This window comes from Streptomyces sp. NPDC052910, from assembly GCF_055585605.1.
Genome location: NZ_JBVJJR010000004.1, coordinates 164,995 through 184,991, shown reverse-complemented (window position 1 = coordinate 184,991; position 19,997 = coordinate 164,995). Strand labels below are relative to the sequence as shown.

Sequence of the window (19,997 nt, the reverse complement as noted above, 5' to 3'; positions counted from 1 at the left end):
TCTTTACGGCGCCCCGGCCCCCTCCCCTTCGCCCGGGCCCCGAACGCCACAGGGCGGCAGCCGTCTGCGGCTGCCGCCCCGGAAGCGCTGGGTCCGCGGTCGCGGACCGCCCGGATCAGGTGAAGTCGTCGTACCCGTTCCGCCGTACCGGCTCCCCGTTGTTCCCCTGCCGACCGGACCGGTCGGCGGCGGTCAGCGGCTCCACGTCGGCGACCGGCTCGGGGGTGAGGTCCAGGGGTGCCGCCTCGTCGTCGTCGAGGAGGCGGTCGGGGTTGGCCCTGCCCCTGCGCTTGTCGTTGAGCATGGCGATGCCGACGGCGATGAAGTAGAGGGCGACGATCGGGCCGGCGAGGGCGAACATCGACACCGGGTCGACGGTCGGCGTTGCCACGGCCGCGAAGATCGTGACACCCATGATCATGCCGCGCCACCAGCCCAGCATCCGGCGGCCGGTGAGAATTCCGCCGAAGTTGAGCAGCATGAGCAGCAGCGGCAGCTCGAAGGAGAGGCCGAAGACCAGGACCAGCCGCATGATCAGGTCGAGGAGCTCGTCCAGCGGAAGGATGTTGTCGACGCCGGCGGGGGTGAGCCCGAGGAGGGCCTTGGCTGCGGTCGGCAGGATGGTGTACGCGAACCAGGCGCCCGCCCCGAAGAGCGGGACACCGGCGGCCACGAAGCTCAGCGCGTACTTCTTCTCGTGCCGGTGCAGACCGGGCGCGAGGAAGGCCCACAGTTGGTACAGCCACACCGGGCTGGCCATCACCAGCCCCGAGACCAGGGACACCTTGACCATCAGGGTGAAGGGCCCCGAGAGGCCCGACATCGTGATGTTGGCGCAGACCTTGGGGTTGTCCTTCTTGACCTTCAGCAACTCGGAGAAGGGAAGGTCACAACCGACCGCGTCCTCGATCGGCTTTTTGAAGACATCGATGATGTCCAGGTAGTAGTAGGCCGCGACCACCCCGACGATCACAATCGCGATGACCGACTTCGCCAACCGGTTGCGCAGCTCACGGAGGTGCTCCGCGAGCGGCATCCGCCCCTCGGGATCCTTCTCCTTCTTGCGGGCAGGCTTGAGCAACCCACGTCCCTATCTCGTGCGGCGGACGGTCGCCTCCGGGCGGCCGTCCCAGTCGTCCTCGGTGGTCAGCGCTGCGTCGTGCGGTCGGCCGGCTCCTGCACCGGGCGCGAGGTCACGTCACCGGGAGCCGCCTTGATCGTACGCGGGGCCGCCGCCTGCGGGTCCGCGGGCTCGGCGGGCGCCGAGGCGTCCTTGCCCTCGGACTTCATCGCCTTGGCCTCGCTCTTGAGGATGCGGGCGGACTTGCCGAGAGCACGCGCCATGTCGGGGAGCTTCTTGGCGCCGAACAGGAGCACGACAACCACGAGAATGAGGATGATCTCAGGGGCCCCGAGCCGTCCGAACAACATAAGCGTTTACCTTCTCACCGAAGCGGTTTAGGGGTGTGGAGCTGTGGACCGATAAGACGTTTTGTCCAGCAGTCGTACGGCAGCGATCGTAACGCGCAAGGATGAACGCCGGGCAATCCCCGCGCGTACTTCCCCGCTGTTCCCGCGAGCGACCCTCCGCTTCGTCGGCAGGGTCACCCGCACCAGCGTACCGCCAGCACCTCCGGCGGAGGAGACGGCCGTCGGGCCCTTCCGCCCGCCCGTGCGCGCCGGTTGCCACACCGGGCGTACGCCGGACGCCGGCCGGGGGCGTGCGCCGGGCGGCACGCGGTGCGGCGTACGCCCGTGATCACTCCTGGCGTACGCCGTGCGCCACCCGCGCCGCCTCCGCGGCGAGCGGGACGGCGGCCCGCTCCAGGTCCTCGGTCGCCCGGGTGATCCGCCGGGAGCTCTCCTCCACCTGCCGGGCCAGCCGGCGCACCTGCACCAGGACGAGCGCGGCGAGAACGCCGAGCACGGCGATGCCGCAGAAGGAGAGGGCGACGGCGAGCATGGGGAAGAGCATGGGGACGAACCTACCGAAGGCGGGACGACGGGCGGGCACGGGCCCGGGACTCGCCCCACGACGGGCGGGCGGGGGCCCGGGGACCCGCCCCCACCACGGGCAGGCACGGGCCCGGAAACTTACCCCCACCCGGGCAGGCACCACAGGCGGGCACGGGCCCGGGGACACACCCCTCGGGGCCCGCTCAGACCGTCGAGTGCAGCCGCAGCGTGCGCACCCCGCCCCCGGTGAGCAACTGCACGATCCGCTCCCCCGCCGGCTTGCGCACCGACGCGCCGCAGTCGGGGCAGGTGAAGGAGTAGAACGTGGTGCGCCGGCTGCCGCCGATCGCCAGCCGGAGGGCGGCGGCCGTCAGTTCGAAGCTCCCCCGGCAGTCGGGGCAGGCGGCCTTGAAGACCGTGCCCGGCAGCTCCCGCGCGTACCCGGTCACCCCGGCCTCACCCGCCGTAGGCCGCGAGGGCCTCCCGGGCCGCTTCCCTTGCGCTCGCGGCCAGCTCGGGGGGCGAGACGATGCGGCCGTCCCGGCCCAGCCGCAGCGCCAGCCGGCGCAGCGACGCGGGGTCGGGGGTGCGCAGGGTGATGCGCAGACCGCCCTCGGGCAGTTCCTCGGCGCTGTCGTGCGGGTAGTACTCGGCCACCCAGCGTCCGCCGGGGCCCACCTCGACCACGACCTCGGGGTCCTCGGCGGCGGGCTGCACCAGCCCGGCCGAGAGGTCGCGCGGCTCGACCGGCGGCGGGTCGGAGACCTCGTCCAGCAGCCGGATCTCGGCCACCCGGTCCAGCCGGAAGGTGCGCCGGGCCTCGGAGAGCCGGCACCACGCCTCCATGTAGGTGTGGCCGACGGCGAACAGCCGGATCGGGTCGACCTCGCGCTCGGTCAGTTCGTCGCGGGCCGGCGAGTAGTAGCGGACCCAGAGCCGGCGGCGTTCGGCGATGGCCCGGTCGACGTCGGCGAAGACGCCGCCCTCCGACTCGAAGGTGACGGAGAGCCGGGAGCTGGCGCCCGCCGCCTCCCCGGCCGCGGCCTCGATCTTGGCGGTGGCGCGCACCAGCGCCTGCCGGTCGCTCTCCCGCAGGCCGGGCAGGGTGGCCACGGCGCGGGCGGCCACCAGCAGGGCGGTGGCCTCGTCGGCCGCGAGCCGCAGCGGCTCACCGGTGCTGGTGCCCGAGGCGTCCGGGTTGTGCCACCAGATGCGGTCGCCGTCGGTGTCGATGTCCAGCAGGTCGCCGCCGCGGAAGCTGGTGCCGCACATCGGCAGCACGTCGAGGTCGCCGATCAGCTCGTCCTCGGTGATGCCGAAGGCCCGGGCCACGTCGGCGACGCGGGCGCCGGGGCGCTCGCGCAGGTAGGTGACCAGCGACAGCATTCGCCGGGTCTGGTCGATGGCGTTTCCGGCCATGAGGGGTCGGTCCGTGCCCTTCTGTTGGAGGTCCGCTCGTCGGGGGTGTGGCTGGGTCCGCTCGTCGGGATGTGCCGGGACGCCGGGGGGGGGCGTCGCGGTCGCGCTCGCGGTCAGTCCTTCGCCACGGCCCGCAGCCGCTCGACGACGTCGGCCCGCAGGTCGTCCGGTTCCAGTACCACCACGTCCGGGCCGAACTCGACGAGCCAGGCGTCCAGCCCGTGCCCGTACGGGATCTCCAGTTCGTCCCAGCCGTCGCCCAGGTCCCGGCGGGCCAGGGCCTTGGCGCGCAGCGGGTAGCCGTGCCCCGCCCGGACCTTGATCAGCGCGGTGCCGGTGGCCGTCTCGCCCGCCCAGCTCTCCACGGTCTCCCGGACGGTGACGTGGTCGGGGACCGGCGCGGTGAACGGCAGGGCCCGCGAGCGGACCCGGCCGGTGATACGGGAGAGACGGAAGACGCGCTCCGCCTGGCGCTCGCGGTCCCAGCCCGCCAGGTACCAGTGGCCGCGCCAGCACTCCAGCGTCCACGGTTCCACGTGCCGCTGCTCGGGACGGGCCGCGTTGGCCTTGCGGTAGTCGAAGACGACGGTGCGGCGGTCGCGCGCCGCGAGCATCAGCGGCTCGAACGCCGCCTCGTGCACGGGGATGCGGGTCTCCAGGGCGCCGCCCTCGTACGCGTCCTCCGCCACCGGCATCCCGGCCGCGCGCAGCTTCTGGAGCGCGCCGCTGGCCGCCGACGCCAGCCGCGCCTGCTGCCAGACCTTCGCGGCGAGGCCCAGCGCCGCGGCCTCCTCGACGTCGAGGGTGATCGGGGGGAGGCGGTTGCTGTCCCGGCGGGCCAGGTAGCCGGTCTCACCGTCGACACCCTCGACCGTCTCGATGATCAGGCCGAGCTCGCGGAGGTCCTCCTTGTCCCGCTCGAACATGCGGTTGAAGGCGTCGTCACTGCCGGTCCCGGCGGAACGGGAGGACGGAACGGCGGCGTCGGCGTCCGACCCGACGTCCGCACGAGAGGCCACGTCACTCCCCGGTCCGAAGGCCTCCAGGTAGGCCTCGATGGACCCGCGCAGCTCCCGCTTGCTGAGCGGACGACGCGTCCCCAGCAGGCACAGCGCCAGATTCATCAGCCGCTCGGCCTTGGCAATCGCCATCGACGCCCTCTCGCCCTCTTCTCATGTTCTTTCAACCGATGACCGTACCGCTCACCGGTCACCCGGCAAAAGCCGAGGGCCCGCGCGGTTCGCGCGGGCCCTCGGTCATCACCGGTCGGGGTCCGGTCAGACGCCCATCAGGTCGCAGACGAAGATCAGCGTCTCGCCGGGGGCGATCCGGCCGCCGCCCGCGCCGCGCTCGCCGTAGGCGAGGTGGGCGGGGATCGTCAGCCGGCGGCGGCCGCCGACCTTCATGCCCTGGATGCCCTTGTCCCAGCCCTCGATGACCTGGCCGGCGCCCAGCTTGAACTCCAGCGGGTTGCCCCGGTTCCAGCTCGCGTCGAACTCCTCGCCGGTGGAGTAGGCGACGCCCACGTAGTGGACCTTGACGAAGTCGCCGGCCTTGGCCACCGCACCGTCGCCCTCCCAGAGGTCGATGATCTCCAGGTCGGACGGGGCCGGGCCCTCGGGGAAGTCGATCTCCGGCTTCTCGATGTTCACGTAAGTGCTCCTACGAACGGATTCTTCGGACAACCGTGCAAGTTTCGCAGATGAGCGGCCCGGCCTCGTCCCCGATGGGCCGGTCAGACCTTGCCCACGATGTCCACGACGAAGACCAGCGGCGCGTCGGCGGGGATGCCGCTGCCGGGCGGCGGGCTGCTGCCGTACGCCTGCTCGGCCGGGAGCACCAACAGCACCCGGTCCCCGACGTGCTTGCCGGCCAGGCCCTTGTCCCAGCCGGAGACGACCGAGCCGGTGCCGATCTGGAAGGCGGTGGCGCCGCCGTGGTCCCAGGACGAGTCGAACTTCTTGCCGCCGTCCCAGAGCACGCCGGTGTACTGGGCCACCAGGCCGTCACCGGCCTTGACCTCCGGGCCGTCGCCCTTGATGAGGATCTGCTCCTTGAGCTCCTTGGGCGCCTTCTCGCCCTTGGGCATGGTGATCTCGGCCGCCTTGCCGGACTCGGCCTTCACCTCCGGCATGCCCGACTCGGGCTTCGCCTGCTCGCCCTTGACCTCCGCCTTGGCGTCGGCCTTGCCGGTGGCCACGACGTCCAGGACCCAGACGAGCGTCTGGTCGGCGTTCTGCTGGACCTTGTCGCCGTACATCGACTTCAGCGTGCCCTCGGCCCACACCCGGGTGCCGACCTTGTGGCCCACCAGGGCGTCGGCGACCGCGGCCGGCACCTGGCCGCCGCCCTCGCCGTCGCCCACCCGCTGCACCAGCTCGCGGCGCGGCCCCTTGGTGTCCTGGCCCGGCTCGGGGTTCCAGGTGCCCTTGGCGGTGGCGCCCTCCTGGGTCGGCTGCACCGCGAAGGCCATGCGGGCGAACGCGCCCTTCTCCACGGTGGCGCCCTTGCCCTCGGTGATCGTGGTGATCCGCACCTTGTCCGGGCCCTTGGCGTCCTTCGGAGCGGTGATCTTCGGCTGCTCGCCGAAGGCGCCCGTCACCGTGATCTTCGAGCCGCCCTGCGCCGACTTGGCGCTCTCCGTGGCCTTGGAGCTGCTCTCGGCGGACTTCTTCGAACCGCCGTCGTCGTCCGAGCCGCAGCCCGCGGCGGTCAGCAGCAGGACGGGCACGGCCAGGGCGGCGGCCAGACGGCGGGACGGGCGGGTGCCGCTCGCGGTCCTCGCGAGGCGACGGGATTGCGGGAATCGTCCCGCGGTGAATCGCAGCATCGGTCCAACTCGGGCTAGGGGGTGGCTGAACAGTGCCCGCCACTCTACGGCCTGCGCCCCGCCCGGCACCCCCGTCCGACACGGCGATGCGCCGGACCGATGGGTCCGGCGCACCGGTGTCGCATTCGCTGCCCCGAATTCGGGGATTTCAGGCCGTGCTTCCGCTCACATTCCGGCAATCAGCTTTTCCACCCGGTCGTCCACCGACCGGAAAGGGTCCTTGCACAACACGGTGCGCTGAGCCTGGTCGTTGAGCTTGAGGTGGACCCAGTCGACGGTGAAGTCCCGGCGCTGTTCCTGCGCGCGGCGGATGAAATCGCCGCGCAGCCGGGCCCGGGTGGTCTGCGGGGGCACCGACTTGCCCTCGAAGATCTTCAGGTCGTTGCAGACCCGGGCGGCCTGGCCGCGCCGCTCCAGCAGGTAGTACAGGCCCCGCCGGCGGTGGATGTCGTGGTAGGCGAGGTCTATCTGGGCGACCCTCGGGTGGGACATGCTGATGGCGTTCTTCGCCCGGTAACGCTCGATGAGCTGGTACTTCATCACCCAGTCGATCTCGGTGGAGATGCGGTCCAGGTCCTCGTCCCGGATCGCCTCCAGGGACCGGCCCCAGAGCTCCAGCACCCGCTCGACGACGCCCGTGCGGATGCCGCGCCGCTCGCAGAAGTCGACGGCCTTCTCGTAGTACTCCTGCTGGATCTCCAGGGCGGAGGCCTCGCGGCCGCTGGCCAGGCGCACCTTGCGGCGGCCGGTGATGTCGTGGCTGACCTCGCGGATCGCCCGGATGGGGTTCTCCAGGGTGAGGTCGCGCATCACCGTGCCGGCCTCGATCATGCGGAGCACCAGGTCGGTGGCGCCGACCTTGAGCAGCATCGTGGTCTCCGACATGTTCGAGTCGCCCACGATGACGTGCAGCCTGCGGTACCGCTCGGCGTCGGCGTGCGGCTCGTCCCGGGTGTTGATGATCGGGCGCGAACGCGTGGTGGCGGAGCTGACGCCCTCCCAGATGTGCTCCGCGCGCTGGCTGACGCAGTAGACGGCGCCGCGCGGGGTCTGGAGGACCTTCCCGGCGCCGCAGATGATCTGACGGGTCACCAGGAAGGGGATGAGGATGTCCGCCAGACGGGAGAACTCCCCGTGTCTGGCCACGAGGTAGTTCTCGTGGCAGCCGTAGGAGTTCCCCGCCGAGTCGGTGTTGTTCTTGAAGAGGTAGACGTCGCCCGCGATCCCCTCCTCGTGCAGGCGGCGTTCGGCGTCGACGAGCAGTCCTTCGAGAATGCGCTCGCCCGCCTTGTCGTGGGTGACCAGTTCGATCACGTTGTCGCACTCTGGTGTCGCGTATTCCGGGTGCGAGCCCACATCGAGGTAGAGACGGGCGCCGTTGCGCAGGAAGACATTGCTGCTGCGGCCCCAGGAAACGACACGGCGGAAGAGGTACCGCGCCACTTCGTCAGGCGACAGTCGGCGCTGTCCCCTGAACGTGCACGTGACGCCGTACTCGTTCTCCAGCCCGAAAATGCGGCGGTCCATGCCTGAACACTACGCCTGATGCCCTGCGCTGAAACCGGGTTCGACGGCACCGTTCCGATCGGATTCCGAACGCGCGACGACGGCCGACACCTTCTCGGGGGCGGTCAGCGCCTTGCGCGCCGCCAGCAGGACGAGCGCGGCGGCGATCCCGCCGCCCGCCGCGACCGCGAACCCGGCCCGGGCACCGCCCGACTGCACCGCCGGTCCGACGAACGCCGTACCGATGGACGCGCCGACGCCGAACGAGGTGACCAGCCAGGAGAACGCCTCGGTGGCCGTGCCCGCCGGCGCGTGCCGGTCGACGACGACGAAGGCGCAGGCGAGCGCGGGTGCCAGGAACACACCGGCGATCCCCGCCAGGACGGTCATCGGGACGACACCGGGGACCAGCAGCAGCGGCACGTAGCAGACGGCCAGCGCGGCGATGATCACCCGCAGCCGCCCCTCCGGCGCCCCCGCCCACTGCCGGCCGCCGTACACCACACCGCCGACCAGGGCACCGGCGCTGAGCGCCGACAACAGATAGCTGGAGATCATCTGGTTGCCGTGCGCGTCGGCGTAGGCCACGGAGGCGACGGCTATGGAACCCAGCGCCGAGCCGACGAAGAAGAAGGTGCCGAGGACGACCAGCAGGCCCCGGGAGCGCAGCGCGCCCAGCCAGTGGGCCTCGCGCGGCTCGCTGCGCCACTTCCGCGAGGGCGGGGAACTGACCACGGCGAGCGCGCCGAGCACGCCCAGGGCGTTGATGACCAGCAGCGCGGCGGCCTCGGACCACTCGCGGACGAACAGCATCACGATCAGCGGGCCGACCGCGTACATGACCTCCTGGGCCACGGCGTCCAGGGCGTAGGCCGCGTGGATGCGGTCCTCGCGCTCCAGCACGGACGGCCACAGCGCCCGCAGGCCGCCCTCCAGCGGCGGGGTGAAGAAGCCCGCGACGACCATGGCCGCGTAGGCGACGGGCAGCGGCTCCAGACCGACGCAGGCGAAGAGGACCATGCCCAGCGCGGACAGTACGGCCGAGGGCAGCATCACGCGCGGCTGGCCGTACAGGTCGACGGCGCGGCCGAGCAGCGGCTGGCCGACGGCGTTGGCCACGCCGTAGGCGGCGGAGAGCGCGCCGGCGAGGGTGTAGCTGCCGCCCTCGGCGCGGGCGAAGAGGACGACCGCCAGCGCGGCGGTGGCGGTGGGCAGCCGGCCCACCAGGGTGCCCACCAGCAACCGCGCGGCGTACCGCGTCCTGAGCATCTCGCCGTAGCCCGCCGCCATCATCTGCCTCTCTCGACCGGCCGTGGCCGGGTCCGCCGGGACGTTCGTCCGCCCGTCCGTGTGGTTTTACGTATAACGTTGAAGAGTTATACGTACCATGTCGGCAGCTCACGGGTCCACCCGTGGGGAGTCGGGCGGAGAGGGGCGTCACCGCGGTGACGGACGGCGAACAGAGCAGAGGCGGCGGGGGCCGCTGGCCGACGGTCCGGGGGGCACACGCGGCGCCCGCCCGGGCGACCAGCCGGGACGTGGCCCGCGCGGCCGGCGTCTCCCAGGCGACGGTCTCCCTGGTCATGGGCGACAAATGGCGCGGCCGGGTCTCCGAGGCCCGCGCCGAGGCGGTCCGCACCGCCGCCCGCGAACTGGGCTACCGCCGCAACCTCGCCGCCCGCGACCTACGGCTGGGCCGGACCCGGACCGTCCTGCTCGTGGTCCCCGCCCTCACCAACGAATTCTTCGCCCGGGTCTACGCCGGGGCCGCCCGCGCGGCCGGCGAACAGGGCGTCGGCGTCCTCCTCTACCCCTCCCCCGAGGGCATCGGCCCCGCCCGCGACCCCTTCGCCTCCGCCCGCGCCGCCCTCGACGGCGTCATCGCCTCCTCCATGGCGGTCGACTCCCTGACCGCCCTGCGGGCCGGCGGCCTGCCGCTGGTCATGCTCGACAGCGACCCCCACAGCGCGGAGGCCGCCGCCACCGTCAACCCGGACATCGCCGACGGCATGCGACAGGTCGCCGCCCACCTGCTCACCCTCGGCCACCGGCGCTTCGCCCACCTGGCCGCCGACGTCGACTCCTGGACCTTCCGGGTCCGGGCGCGGGCCCTGGCCGAGGCGCTGCGGGGCGTCCCCGACGCGCGCGTGATACGTACGGAGCCGGCTTCGCTGCACGTCGACGCGGGGCGGGCGGCGGCCGAACGCGTCCTCTCCGGGCCCGGACCCCGGCCCACCGCCCTCGTCTGCGACGACGACATGCTCGCCGCGGGTGCGTGCAAGGCCGCTCGGCGGCTTGGGTTGCGTGTTCCGGACGACGTCTCGGTGACCGGGTTCGCCGATCTTTCGCTGGCTACGGCTGTCGATCCCGAGCTGACCACGGTCCGTCTCCCCGCAGAGACCGTCGGCGAGGCGGGGATGCGGGCGCTCGCGGCCGTTCTCGACGGGCGGCCCGATGGCGCGGCCGAGCTGCCGGTGGACCTGGTGATCCGCGACTCGAGCGGGCCGGCGCGGCCCGCCTGACGGCGGGGGGGTGCCCCGGTCCCGCCCTTTCACCGTTTCCTGCGGGGGCGGGCCCCCGCGCCCCCGAAGCGCCCTGCGGGCGCTGTCCTCAAACGCCGGACGGGCTGAAATCAGCCCGTCCGGCGTTTGAGGACAACCGCGCGGAGCGCGGTTTCGGGGGTCTGGGGGCCGGCCCCCAGGAAACGGCGAAGGGGCGGGACCGGGGCACAGCCCGCCGCAGGCGCCTCAGGAGCCGGCGTTCTCGCTGTCCTCGCCGTCCTCGCCCTCCTCGGCGCCCTCGGCGCCACCCGCGCCTTCGAGCAGCCGCGTCAACTGATCACCAAGCAACCGCTTGAACTTCCGCTGCTGCGGCCGCGTCCGGTCGAGCACCGCGACCTCAAGCTGCTCGGCGGTCAGCGTCCGCTCCCCGCCGTTCGTGTCCCGGGCGAGCGATTCGACGGCGAGCTTGAGCGCCTCCGCCAGCGTCATCCCGTCCCGGTGCCGCTGCCCGAGGTAACTGCTGATCTGGTCGGCGTTGCCGCCGACGGCGACCGAGCCGTGCTCGTCGACGATCGAACCGTCGTGCGGGAGCCGGTAGATCTGGTCGTCCTCGGGGCCGGCGCCGACCTCGGCGACGATCAGTTCGACCTCGTAGGGCTTCTCGCCGGCGCTGGAGAAGATGGTGCCGAGGGTCTGGGCGTAGACGTTGGCGAGGCCCCGGGCGGTGACGTCGCCGCGGTCGTAGGTGTAGCCGCGCAGGTCGGCGTAGCGGACGCCGCCGATGCGCAGGGTCTCGAACTCGTTGTACTTCCCGACGGCCGCGAACGCGATGCGGTCGTAGATCTCGCTGACCTTGTGCAGCGCGCGGGACGGGTTCTCGGCAACGAAGATAACGCCATCGTTGTACTGGAGGACCACGACGCTGCGGCCGCGCGCGATGCCCTTGCGGGCGTACTCGGCGCGGTCGGCCATGGCCTGCTGGGGAGAGACGTAGAACGGCGTCGACACCGGTTATCCGTCCCTTTCTGGTCTGTGGGGAGTGCGTACGGGGGACTCGGGACCGGTACGGGTCAGAGGAGGGCGGCGCGGGGGCCGTCGGGCTCCTGGAGCCGCCGCTCGTGGATCTCCCGGACGGTCTCCGCCAGGTCGGCGTCGGTGAGCCTCCGGTAGCCCTCGTCGGAGATGACGGTGACGATCGGGTAGATGCGGCGGGCGAGGTCGGGACCGCCGGTCGCCGAGTCGTCGTCGGCCGCGTCGTACAGGGCCTGTACCACCAGGGTGGCGGCCTGTTCGGCGGTGAGGCCCTCCCGGTAGAGCTTCTTCAGCGAGCCGCGGGCGAAGAGCGAGCCGGAGCCGGTGGCCGCGTAGCCGTACTCCTCGGAGCGACCGCCGGTCACGTCGTAGGTGAAGATCCGGCCCTTCCCGCGGTCCACGTCCCAGCCGGCGAAGAGCGGCACCACGGCCAGGCCCTGCATGGCCATGCCCAGGTTGCTGCGGATCATGGTGGAGAGCCGGTTGGCCTTGCCCTCCAGGGAGAGCTGGGCGCCCTCGACCTTCTCGAAGTGCTCCAGCTCCAGTTGGAAGAGCTTGACCATCTCCACCGCGAGACCGGCCGTGCCCGCGATGCCGACGGCCGAGTACTCGTCCGCCGGGAAGACCTTCTCGATGTCGCGCTGCGCGATGACGTTGCCCATGGTCGCCCGCCGGTCGCCGGCCAGCACCACCCCGCCGGCGAAGGTCGCCGCGACGATGGTCGTGCCGTGCGGCGCCTCGACGGCACCCATCACGGGCGGCAACTGCCGGTTGCCGGGCAGCAGCTCGGGGGCGTGGTTCCCGAGGAAGTCCACGAAAGAGGACGAGCCCGGCGTCAGGAAGGCAGCAGGTAGACGCCCGGTGCTACGAGGGTTGGCTTCCACACGTTTCCTTCCACGTATTCGGCGGCACGCCGCGTGACGTCCGGCCGATCCTTAGAACGGTCCGGGGGCGGCGTCGCGGCTGCGTCGCAGCACGCCACGCTCGGCCCCGGTTCGGTGATCATGATCCATGTGCTCCGACCGGGCGGCAAGGCGGGTCGGACAGACCCCCTCCACCCCCCGGGCCGATCCCCGGCCGCGGTGCGGCCGCTCGCGGTCCGCGGTCCCCCGCGCCGCGCGCGACCCTTCGCCCGGACCGGGCGAGTGTCCGGTCCCGACCGAATTCGACCTACGAATCGTAGGTCAAATCACTCTCCACCCTTCTGGACGAAGCTTCGCACGAAGTCCTCGGCGTTCTCCTCCAGGACGTCGTCGATCTCGTCCAGCACCGAGTCCACGTCATCCGACAGCTTCTCGTGCCGCTCCTTGAGGTCCTCGGACGCCTGCGCCTCCTGCGCCTGCTCCTCGGTCTCCTCGGTGGCACGCGTGGCCTTCTGCTGCCCGCCGCCGGTGTCCTTGGTCGCCATACCCCTCACCCCGCTCGGTTTCGACGTACACGTACTCAAGTCCTACAGATCAGACCCTACAAGCACGGTCCGACATCGGCCCCGTACTCCCGGGAACGTCCGGGAACCACCGTGATGATTCCCGTTCCGCCTCCTCCCCAGACCCCGCTCAGCCCCCCGACAGCACCCGTACCAGGTCCTCCGCCGTGCGGCAGCGGTCCAGCAGCTCCTTGACGTGGTTGCGGGTGCCGCGCAGCGGTTCCAGGGTGGGGACGCGCTGGAGCGAGTCCCGGCCGGGGAGGTCGAAGATCACGGAGTCCCAGGAGGCGGCGGCCACGTCGTCCGCGTACTGGTCGAGGCAGCGGCCCCGGAAGTACGCCCGGGTGTCCTCGGGCGGTGCCGTGCGGGCCCGCTCCACCTCGTCCTCGTCCAGCAGCCGCTTGATCCGGCCGCGCGCCGCCAGGCGGTTGTACAGGCCCTTGTCCGGGCGGACGTCCGCGTACTGGAGGTCCACCAGGTGCAGCCGGGCCGCGTCCCAGTCGAGGCCGTCGCGGCGGCGGTAGCCCTCCAGCAGCTCCCGTTTCGCCACCCAGTCCAGCTCGCCGGCCAGGCTCATGGGGTCGCTCTCCAGCCGGCCGAGCACGTCCTCCCAGCGGGTCAGGACGTCCTTGGTCTGCTCGTCCGCGTCGGCCCCGTACCGGTCCTCGACGTGTTTGCGGGCCAGCTCGCAGTACTCCATCTGGAGCTGGACGGCGGTGAGGGTGCGGCCGCTGCGCAGCGTGATCAGCCGGCGCAGCGAGGGGTCGTGACTGACCCGGTGCAGGGTGCGGACGGGCTGGTCGACGGCGAAGTCGCCGGAGATGAAGCCGTCCTCGATCATGGACAGCACCAGGGATGTGGTGCCCAGCTTGAGGTAGGTGGAGATCTCCGAGAGGTTGGCGTCGCCGATGATCACATGGAGCCGGCGGTACTTCTCGGCGTCCGCGTGGGGCTCGTCCCGGGTGTTGATGATGGGCCGTTTGAGGGTGGTCTCCAGGCCGACCTCGACTTCGAAGTAGTCGGCGCGCTGGCTGATCTGGAAGCCGTGCTCGCGGCCGTCCTGGCCGATGCCGACGCGGCCGGCGCCGGTGACGACCTGGCGGGAGACGAAGAAGGGGGTCAGGTGCCGCACGATGTCCGAGAAGGGGGTCTCCCGCTTCATCAGGTAGTTTTCGTGGGTGCCGTAGGACGCGCCCTTGTTGTCGGTGTTGTTCTTGTAGAGGTGGATCGGCTGGGCGCCGGGCAGCCGGCCGGCGCGTTCGGCGGCCTCGGCCATGATCCGTTCGCCGGCCTTGTCCCAGAGGACGGCGTCCCGCGGGTTGGTGATCTCCGGGGAGCTGTACTCGGGGTGGGCGTGGTCCACGTACAGCCGGGCGCCATTGGTGAGGATGACGTTGGCCAGGCCGATGTCCTCGTCCGTGAGCTGGCTGGAGTCCGCGGCCTCCCGGGCGAGGTCGAAGCCCCGGGCGTCGCGCAGCGGATTCTCCTCCTCGAAGTCCCAGCGGGCACGGCGTGCCCGGTGCATCGCCGCCGCGTAGGCGTTGACGACCTGGGACGAGGTGAGCATGGCATTGGCGTTCGGGTGACCGGGGACGGAGATCCCGTACTCCGTCTCGATGCCCATTACTCGCCGTACGGTCATGCGGCCCTCCTTGCCCGGCGGCGCCCCCTGGTGGGGTCGCCGCTCAAGTACCGCTGCGCATCCGGTCCGTGTGCGTCCCCCACGCGCGTCGCGGTGGTACCGCAGAGCCTAGAACGGCTTTGCGGCCCTGGGGAGATCATTCCAGTCATTGCTCCGGTTCGTGCCGTACCGGGCCCGCCCGGCCGCGGGCGTCCTCCGGCGCGTCCCCCGGGGACCCCCCGGGCGCCCCGCGGGGTCCGTGAACGCGTCCGGCCGCGGACGGACCGTTCGTCCCGGACCGGCGCCCGGGGTCGGGAGCCGGAGGAGCCGGGGGAACGGTCATCCGCGGCCGGACGGCGGTGCTACAGGTACTGACCGGTGTTGGCCACCGTGTCGATGGAGCGGCCGGTGTCCGCGCCCTGCTTCCCGGTGACGAGGGTGCGGATGAAGACGATCCGCTCGCCCTTCTTGCCGGAGATGCGGGCCCAGTCGTCCGGGTTGGTGGTGTTCGGCAGGTCCTCGTTCTCCTTGAACTCGTCCACGCAGGCGGCGAGCAGGTGGGAGACGCGGAGGCCCTTCTGGTTGTGGTCCAGGAACGCCTTGATCGCCATCTTCTTGGCGCGGTCCACGATGTTCTGGATCATCGCTCCGGAGTTGAAGTCCTTGAAGTAGAGGACTTCCTTGTCACCGTTGGCGTAGGTGACCTCCAGGAAGCGGTTCTCCTCGGACTCGGCGTACATCTGCTCCACGACCGACTGGATCATGCCGTCGACCGTCGCCCGGGCGTCCCCGCCGTGCTCGGCGAGGTCGTCCGCGTGCAGCGGCAGCGAGGCGGTCAGGTACTTGGAGAAGATGTCCTTGGCCGCCTCGGCGTCCGGCCGCTCGATCTTGATCTTCACGTCGAGCCGGCCGGGGCGCAGGATCGCCGGGTCGATCATGTCCTCGCGGTTGGAGGCGCCGATGACGATGACGTTCTCCAGGCCCTCCACGCCGTCGATCTCGGAGAGCAACTGCGGGACGATGGTGTTCTCCACGTCCGAGCTGACGCCGGAGCCACGAGTGCGGAACAGCGAGTCCATCTCGTCGAAGAAGACGATCACCGGCGTGCCCTCGCTGGCCTTCTCGCGGGCGCGCTGGAAGATCAGGCGGATGTGCCGCTCGGTCTCGCCGACGTACTTGTTGAGCAGCTCGGGGCCCTTGATGTTGAGGAAGAAGCTCTTCCCCGCGGGCTTCCCGGTGACCTCCGCGACCTTCTTGGCAAGGGAGTTGGCCACCGCCTTGGCGATGAGCGTCTTGCCGCAGCCGGGGGGGCCGTAGAGCAGGACGCCCTTGGGGGGCCGGAGTTCGTGCTCTTTGAAGAGGTCGGGGTAGAGATAGGGGAGCTCGACCGCGTCGCGGATGAGCTCGATCTGGTTCCCCAGGCCGCCGATCTTCGTGTAGTCGATGTCGGGGACCTCTTCGAGGACGAGCTCCTCGACCTCGCTCTTGGGGATGACCTCGTAGACGTAGCCGGAGCGGGATTCGAGCAACAGGGCGTCGCCGGGGCGGATGGTGACGTCCAGCAGCGGCTCGGCGAGCCTCACCACCCGTTCCTCGTCGGTGTGCCCGATGACCAGGGCCCGTTCGCCGTCCTCCAGGATTTCCTTGAGGGTGACGATGTCCCCGGCCCGCTCGAACGCCATGGCCTCGACCACGTTGAGGGCCTCGTTGAGCATGACCTCCTGGCCGGGCCGGAGCTCCTCGGGATCGATGCCCGGGCTCACGTTGACCCGGAGCTTGCGGCCGCCGGTGAAGATGTCCACCGTGCCGTCGTCGTTCGCCTGCAGGAAGACGCCGAAGCCGGCCGGCGGCTGGGCGAGCCGGTCGACCTCCTCCTTGAGGGCCACGATCTGGTCGCGGGCCTCGCGGAGGGTGTTGGCGAGCCGCTCGTTCTGGGCGGACACCCCGGCCAGGTTAGTCTGGAGCTCGACGATCCGCTCTTCGAGAATCCTCGTGTGCCGCGGAGAGTCGGCGAGCTTGCGGCGCAGGACGGCGATCTCCTGCTCAAGGTAGGCAACCTGGCTGGCGGGGTCGTCAGAGCCCCGTCCGGGCCGGATGCCGCGGTTCATGTCGTCGTCGTGGGCTGCCACGGTCCTCACCTCCTCCAAGGGGAGCTGGACGCTTCCAGACCCTACCTGGGCCGGTGCAGGTTGAAACCCCTAGATCACAAACCCGGTCGGAGTGTGTCCGATCTTCACCCTTGCGCACGTCCTCACGACTGGGGAATACCCACCCATCAACATCGGAAAGCGAGCGGTTGTATCGTCGAGTCGGTCAACACCCGTCAGTGCTGGCTCCAATTGATTCACGTAAGCAGGAAACGGCAGGCGAGATGACCGTCCGGAACGAAGACCGCGCGACCGTCAACGAGGACGCCACCGGCAGCGCCGGGGGCTCCGACGAGGCCCTGGAGGTCTGGATCGACCAGGACCTGTGCACCGGGGACGGCATCTGCGCCCAGTACGCCCCCGAGGTCTTCGAGCTCGACATCGACGGCCTGGCGTATGTGAAGAGCGCCGACGACGAGCTGCTCCAGGAGCCGGGTGCCACCACGCCCGTCCCGTTGCCGCTGCTGGCCGACGTCCGGGACTCGGCCAAGGAGTGCCCGGGCGACTGCATCCATGTGCGGCGCATCTCGGACAAGGTCGAGGTCTACGGCCCGGACGCCGGGTGACCGGTCAGGCGCGACCGGTGACAGGCCGTGTCACCGGCGCGAACTGGCCGTCGCGCCACCGCCATTCGACCGGCCGGCGCAGGTCCGGGCAGCAGCGCGGCACGCTCCGCGCGGAGTAGCCGAGCAGAGTGGCCGAAATCGTGTCCCCGGTGACCCTGAGCCGGTCGACGTTCATCCGCCGGGCCGGGTCGACGAGGGTGGCCACCACCCGCGGCGGGGCGCCCGTCCCGGCGCCGGCCGCCAGGACGTAGAGCCCGTCGGGCGGCGTGCCCGCGCCCGCCCGGCAGTGGACCACGGCCACCGTCTCGGGCCGCTCGTCGCCGTCCGGGTCGGCGACCGCCCTGTCCGCCACCTCGACGCCCACCGGGCCGCAGTCGAGCGGGTAGCGGACGGCGGTCGGATCGGGTGCGACGGCGGCCGGCGGGGACGCGGCGTCCCCGGCCGTGGCGTCCGCCGGGCCGAGGAGCACCGCGCCGGTCAGCACGGCGGCCAGGGCCACGGCCGTCAGCAGCCAGTGGACGGGCCTCGGGTGGGTGTGCGGAAGTCCGGCCGGGGGCTGCACGCGCGCTGCTCCTGTGCTGGGTGGGCTGCGGGGACAGCGGCATCGTCGCACACCGGTCCGGCCCGCGGAACCGTGCCCCGGGCCCAACACGCGGAAGCCGCCACCAAGTTCACCGGTGACGGCTTCCGTGCGCTGTGAGAGGGGCTCAGGCCTCGGCGGTCCGGCCGCCGGAGCCGTGCGTCTCCCGACCGCCCGGCCCCGCGTAGTCCTCGCCGTAGGCGCCCTTCGCCGGACGGCGGCGGCGCATCGGCGGCTCCACGCCGTCCGCGAGGCGGCGGGCGGTGAGCAGGAAGCCGGTGTGGCCGATCATGCGGTGGTCCGGGCGGACGGCCAGGCCCTCGACGTGCCAGGTGCGGACCATGGTCTCCCAGGCCGACGGCTCGGCGAAGCAGCCGATCTCGCGGATGGACTCGACGGTCCGGGCGAGCTGGGTGGTGGTCGCCACGTAGCAGCACAGGATGCCGCCGGGGACCAGCGCCTTGCGGACGGCCTCCAGGCACTCCCAGGGGGCGAGCATGTCCAGGATGACCCGGTCGACGTCGGTGTCGGACAGGTTGTCCTGGAGGTCGCCGACGGTGAGCTGCCAGGCCGGGTGCGGTCCGCCGAAGTAGCGCTCCACGTTCTTCGTGGCGATCTCGGCGAAGTCGGCGCGGCGCTCGTAGGAGTGCAGCATGCCCTGGTCGCCGATGGCGCGCAGCAGGAAGCTGCTCAGCGACCCGGAGCCGACGCCGGCCTCCACGACGCGGGCGCCGGGGAAGATGTCGGCCATGGCCAGGATCTGCCCCGCGTCCTTGGGGTAGACCACGGCGGCTCCGCGCGGCATGGACAGGACGTAGTCGGGGAGCAGGGGGCGCAGCGCGAGGTAGGCGACGTTTCCCGTGGTACGGACAACACTGCCCTCGGGAGCACCGATCAGCTCGTCGTGCGGGAAGGCACCCTTGTGGGTGTGGAACTGCTTCCCGGCTTCGAGCGTGAAGGTGTAGTGGCGTCCCTTGGGGTCGGTGAGCTGGACCTGGTCCCCGACCTGGAAGGGCCCGCGACGGCGGGCGGCACCGGTCGGTTCGGACATGTGACCAGCGTACCGGGCGCGGAGCGGGACCGGGACCACGGGCCCTGGCGGCCCGTTCCGGGGCGGGGCCTCAGGACGCGGGGGTACGGGCCATGGCGGCGACGAACGCCCGCTCGACGTCGGCGGTGGAGAGCACCCCGTAGACCTCGCCGGTCTCCTCGACCACCAGGTACTCGGTGGCGGGGGTGAGCCGCAGGGTCTCCAGCAAATCCTCGCCGGAGAGCTCGGCGGAGACCCGCATGCCGTCCTTGATGTCCTGGGCGAGGGTGCCGACGGCGACCCAGGGGCGGCGGTGGACGGGGATGCCGACGATGGCGGACTCGCGGACCAGGGCGGTGGGGGCGCCGGCGGCGTCGACGACGACGAGGGCGCGGGCACCCTCCTCGTTGGCCCGGCGGAGGGCTTCGGAGAGCGGGGTGGTGGGGGCGACGGGGACGGCGCGCCGGGTCAGGGTGCGGGCGCGCAGGCCGGGGAGGCGCTCGCGGAGGCGGGCCATGCGGAGGCTGTTCCCGGCGCCGGTCCAGATGATCGCGGCGAGGATGGCGGCGAGCAGCGCGTCGGTGAGGGAGTCGACGCTGCCGAAGCTGTCGGCGCGGTCGGCCTGGGTGAGCAGCGGAAGGCCGATCAGCACGCTGACGGCGAGCGCGCGGCCGACCCAGGCGGCGGCCACGGTGCCGGTCATGGGCCGGCCGGTGATCTTCCAGACGACGGCGCGCAGCATCCGCCCGCCGTCCAGCGGGAGGCCGGGCAGCAGGTTGAAGGCGGCCACCAGGACGTTGGACACCATCAGTCCGGCCAGCAGCACGCCGGGGACGGTGTCGGGCTCGACGGCCTGCATGCCGAGCCAGAAGACGCCGGCCAGGACGAGGGAGAGCAGCGGGCCGACGAAGGCGAGGACGAACTCCCGGCCGGGGGTCTCGCTCTCCTTCTCGATCTCGGAGACGCCGCCGAAGAACTGGAGCTGGATGCGGCGCACCGGGAGCCGGAAGCGGAGGGCGACCACGGTGTGGGCCAGTTCGTGGACCAGGACGGAGGCGTAGAAGGCGACGGCGAAGAAGAGGGAGACCAGGTAGCGGGCCCGGCCGAGCTCGGGCAGGACGCGGTCGAGCTGGCCGCCGAAGACCCAGGTGATCAGGGCGGCGACCAGGAACCAGCTCGGGGCGACGTAGACGGGGACGCCGAACGGGCGGCCCATGAGGATGCCGCCGCCGCTCTCGCGCGGGCGCCGCGGCCCGCGGCCGTGTGCCCCGGATTCCCTGGGATCCCCGGGCTGTCCGGCCTGGTGGTCGGCGCCCCCGCTGCCGGACCCGCCCTGCCCGCTGTTCTCCACGGTTTCCCCTCGTCGGTGCTGCTCCCGCACCC

Annotated in this window: 20 protein-coding genes; 2 read left to right on the top strand and 18 right to left on the bottom strand. The window is 71.8% G+C overall.

Annotated elements, in window-relative coordinates:
* Positions 1-115 precede the first annotated feature (115 nt).
* From tatC to ACZ6X9_RS17060, 10 genes are all read right to left on the bottom strand, one after another.
* Entirely contained in the window at positions 116-1,081 is a 966-nt protein-coding gene (gene tatC, locus ACZ6X9_RS17105) for a twin-arginine translocase subunit TatC (RefSeq protein WP_469778805.1), read from the bottom strand.
* Between the two features lie 65 nt (positions 1,082-1,146).
* Positions 1,147-1,428 (bottom strand): Sec-independent protein translocase subunit TatA, encoded by a 282-nt coding sequence (tatA, locus tag ACZ6X9_RS17100; protein WP_469779175.1) that lies wholly within the window; start codon positions 1,426-1,428, stop codon positions 1,147-1,149.
* A 331-nt stretch (positions 1,429-1,759) separates the two neighbouring features.
* Entirely contained in the window at positions 1,760-1,975 is a 216-nt protein-coding gene (locus tag ACZ6X9_RS17095; protein ID WP_469778804.1) for a hypothetical protein, read from the bottom strand.
* A gap of 184 nt (positions 1,976-2,159) precedes the next feature.
* The gene (locus ACZ6X9_RS17090; protein ID WP_469778803.1) at positions 2,160-2,405 is read right to left on the bottom strand and encodes a hypothetical protein; all 246 of its coding nucleotides are present in this window, start codon (positions 2,403-2,405) and stop codon (positions 2,160-2,162) included.
* A 7-nt stretch (positions 2,406-2,412) separates the two neighbouring features.
* Positions 2,413-3,375: a helix-turn-helix transcriptional regulator gene (locus ACZ6X9_RS17085; protein WP_469778802.1), complete on the bottom strand. Its 963-nt coding sequence runs from the start codon at positions 3,373-3,375 to the stop codon at positions 2,413-2,415.
* Positions 3,376-3,488: 113 nt separating this feature from the next.
* Positions 3,489-4,526, bottom strand: coding sequence for a helix-turn-helix transcriptional regulator (locus tag ACZ6X9_RS17080; RefSeq protein ID WP_469778801.1), 1,038 nt, complete (start codon positions 4,524-4,526; stop codon positions 3,489-3,491).
* 126 nt (positions 4,527-4,652) lie between these two features.
* On the bottom strand, positions 4,653-5,027 hold the full coding sequence (locus ACZ6X9_RS17075) for an FKBP-type peptidyl-prolyl cis-trans isomerase (RefSeq protein ID WP_469778800.1): 375 nt from the start codon (positions 5,025-5,027) through the stop codon (positions 4,653-4,655).
* 83 nt (positions 5,028-5,110) lie between these two features.
* Complete coding sequence (locus ACZ6X9_RS17070) at positions 5,111-6,205, bottom strand: FKBP-type peptidyl-prolyl cis-trans isomerase (RefSeq protein ID WP_469778799.1); 1,095 nt, start codon at positions 6,203-6,205, stop codon at positions 5,111-5,113.
* A gap of 165 nt (positions 6,206-6,370) precedes the next feature.
* Positions 6,371-7,732 (bottom strand): Pup--protein ligase, encoded by a 1,362-nt coding sequence (gene pafA / locus ACZ6X9_RS17065; protein WP_469778798.1) that lies wholly within the window; start codon positions 7,730-7,732, stop codon positions 6,371-6,373.
* Between the two features lie 9 nt (positions 7,733-7,741).
* Positions 7,742-9,001, bottom strand: a complete 1,260-nt coding sequence (locus tag ACZ6X9_RS17060) for an MFS transporter (protein ID WP_469779174.1) — start codon at positions 8,999-9,001, stop codon at positions 7,742-7,744.
* Between the two features lie 155 nt (positions 9,002-9,156).
* On the opposite strand from ACZ6X9_RS17060, the gene ACZ6X9_RS17055 reads away from it, so the two are divergent.
* Entirely contained in the window at positions 9,157-10,233 is a 1,077-nt protein-coding gene (locus ACZ6X9_RS17055; RefSeq protein WP_469778797.1) for a LacI family DNA-binding transcriptional regulator, read from the top strand.
* Between the two features lie 225 nt (positions 10,234-10,458).
* Here ACZ6X9_RS17055 and prcA read toward each other — a convergent pair whose 3' ends face one another.
* The 5 genes from prcA to arc form a co-directional block, all read right to left on the bottom strand.
* Positions 10,459-11,220, bottom strand: a complete 762-nt coding sequence (gene prcA / locus ACZ6X9_RS17050) for a proteasome subunit alpha (RefSeq protein WP_469778796.1) — start codon at positions 11,218-11,220, stop codon at positions 10,459-10,461.
* A 62-nt stretch (positions 11,221-11,282) separates the two neighbouring features.
* The gene (gene prcB / locus ACZ6X9_RS17045) at positions 11,283-12,128 is read right to left on the bottom strand and encodes a proteasome subunit beta (RefSeq protein WP_469778795.1); all 846 of its coding nucleotides are present in this window, start codon (positions 12,126-12,128) and stop codon (positions 11,283-11,285) included.
* Between the two features lie 305 nt (positions 12,129-12,433).
* On the bottom strand, positions 12,434-12,652 hold the full coding sequence (locus ACZ6X9_RS17040) for a ubiquitin-like protein Pup (protein ID WP_436780717.1): 219 nt from the start codon (positions 12,650-12,652) through the stop codon (positions 12,434-12,436).
* A gap of 148 nt (positions 12,653-12,800) precedes the next feature.
* Entirely contained in the window at positions 12,801-14,312 is a 1,512-nt protein-coding gene (gene dop, locus ACZ6X9_RS17035) for a depupylase/deamidase Dop (RefSeq protein ID WP_469778794.1), read from the bottom strand.
* Between the two features lie 341 nt (positions 14,313-14,653).
* Positions 14,654-16,420, bottom strand: coding sequence for a proteasome ATPase (gene arc, locus ACZ6X9_RS17030; RefSeq protein WP_469778793.1), 1,767 nt, complete (start codon positions 16,418-16,420; stop codon positions 14,654-14,656).
* Positions 16,421-16,662: 242 nt separating this feature from the next.
* Here arc and ACZ6X9_RS17025 point away from each other — a divergent pair, with 242 nt between their 5' ends.
* Positions 16,663-17,004 (top strand): ferredoxin, encoded by a 342-nt coding sequence (locus ACZ6X9_RS17025; RefSeq protein ID WP_469778792.1) that lies wholly within the window; start codon positions 16,663-16,665, stop codon positions 17,002-17,004.
* Between the two features lie 4 nt (positions 17,005-17,008).
* Here ACZ6X9_RS17025 and ACZ6X9_RS17020 read toward each other — a convergent pair whose 3' ends face one another.
* The 3 genes from ACZ6X9_RS17020 to ACZ6X9_RS17010 form a co-directional block, all read right to left on the bottom strand.
* The gene (locus ACZ6X9_RS17020) at positions 17,009-17,566 is read right to left on the bottom strand and encodes a hypothetical protein (protein ID WP_469778791.1); all 558 of its coding nucleotides are present in this window, start codon (positions 17,564-17,566) and stop codon (positions 17,009-17,011) included.
* A gap of 145 nt (positions 17,567-17,711) precedes the next feature.
* A complete protein-coding gene (locus tag ACZ6X9_RS17015; RefSeq protein ID WP_469778790.1) occupies positions 17,712-18,635 on the bottom strand; it encodes a tRNA (adenine-N1)-methyltransferase in 924 nt (307 codons plus the stop codon).
* Between the two features lie 70 nt (positions 18,636-18,705).
* Entirely contained in the window at positions 18,706-19,965 is a 1,260-nt protein-coding gene (locus ACZ6X9_RS17010) for a site-2 protease family protein (protein WP_469778789.1), read from the bottom strand.
* Positions 19,966-19,997 lie beyond the last annotated feature (32 nt).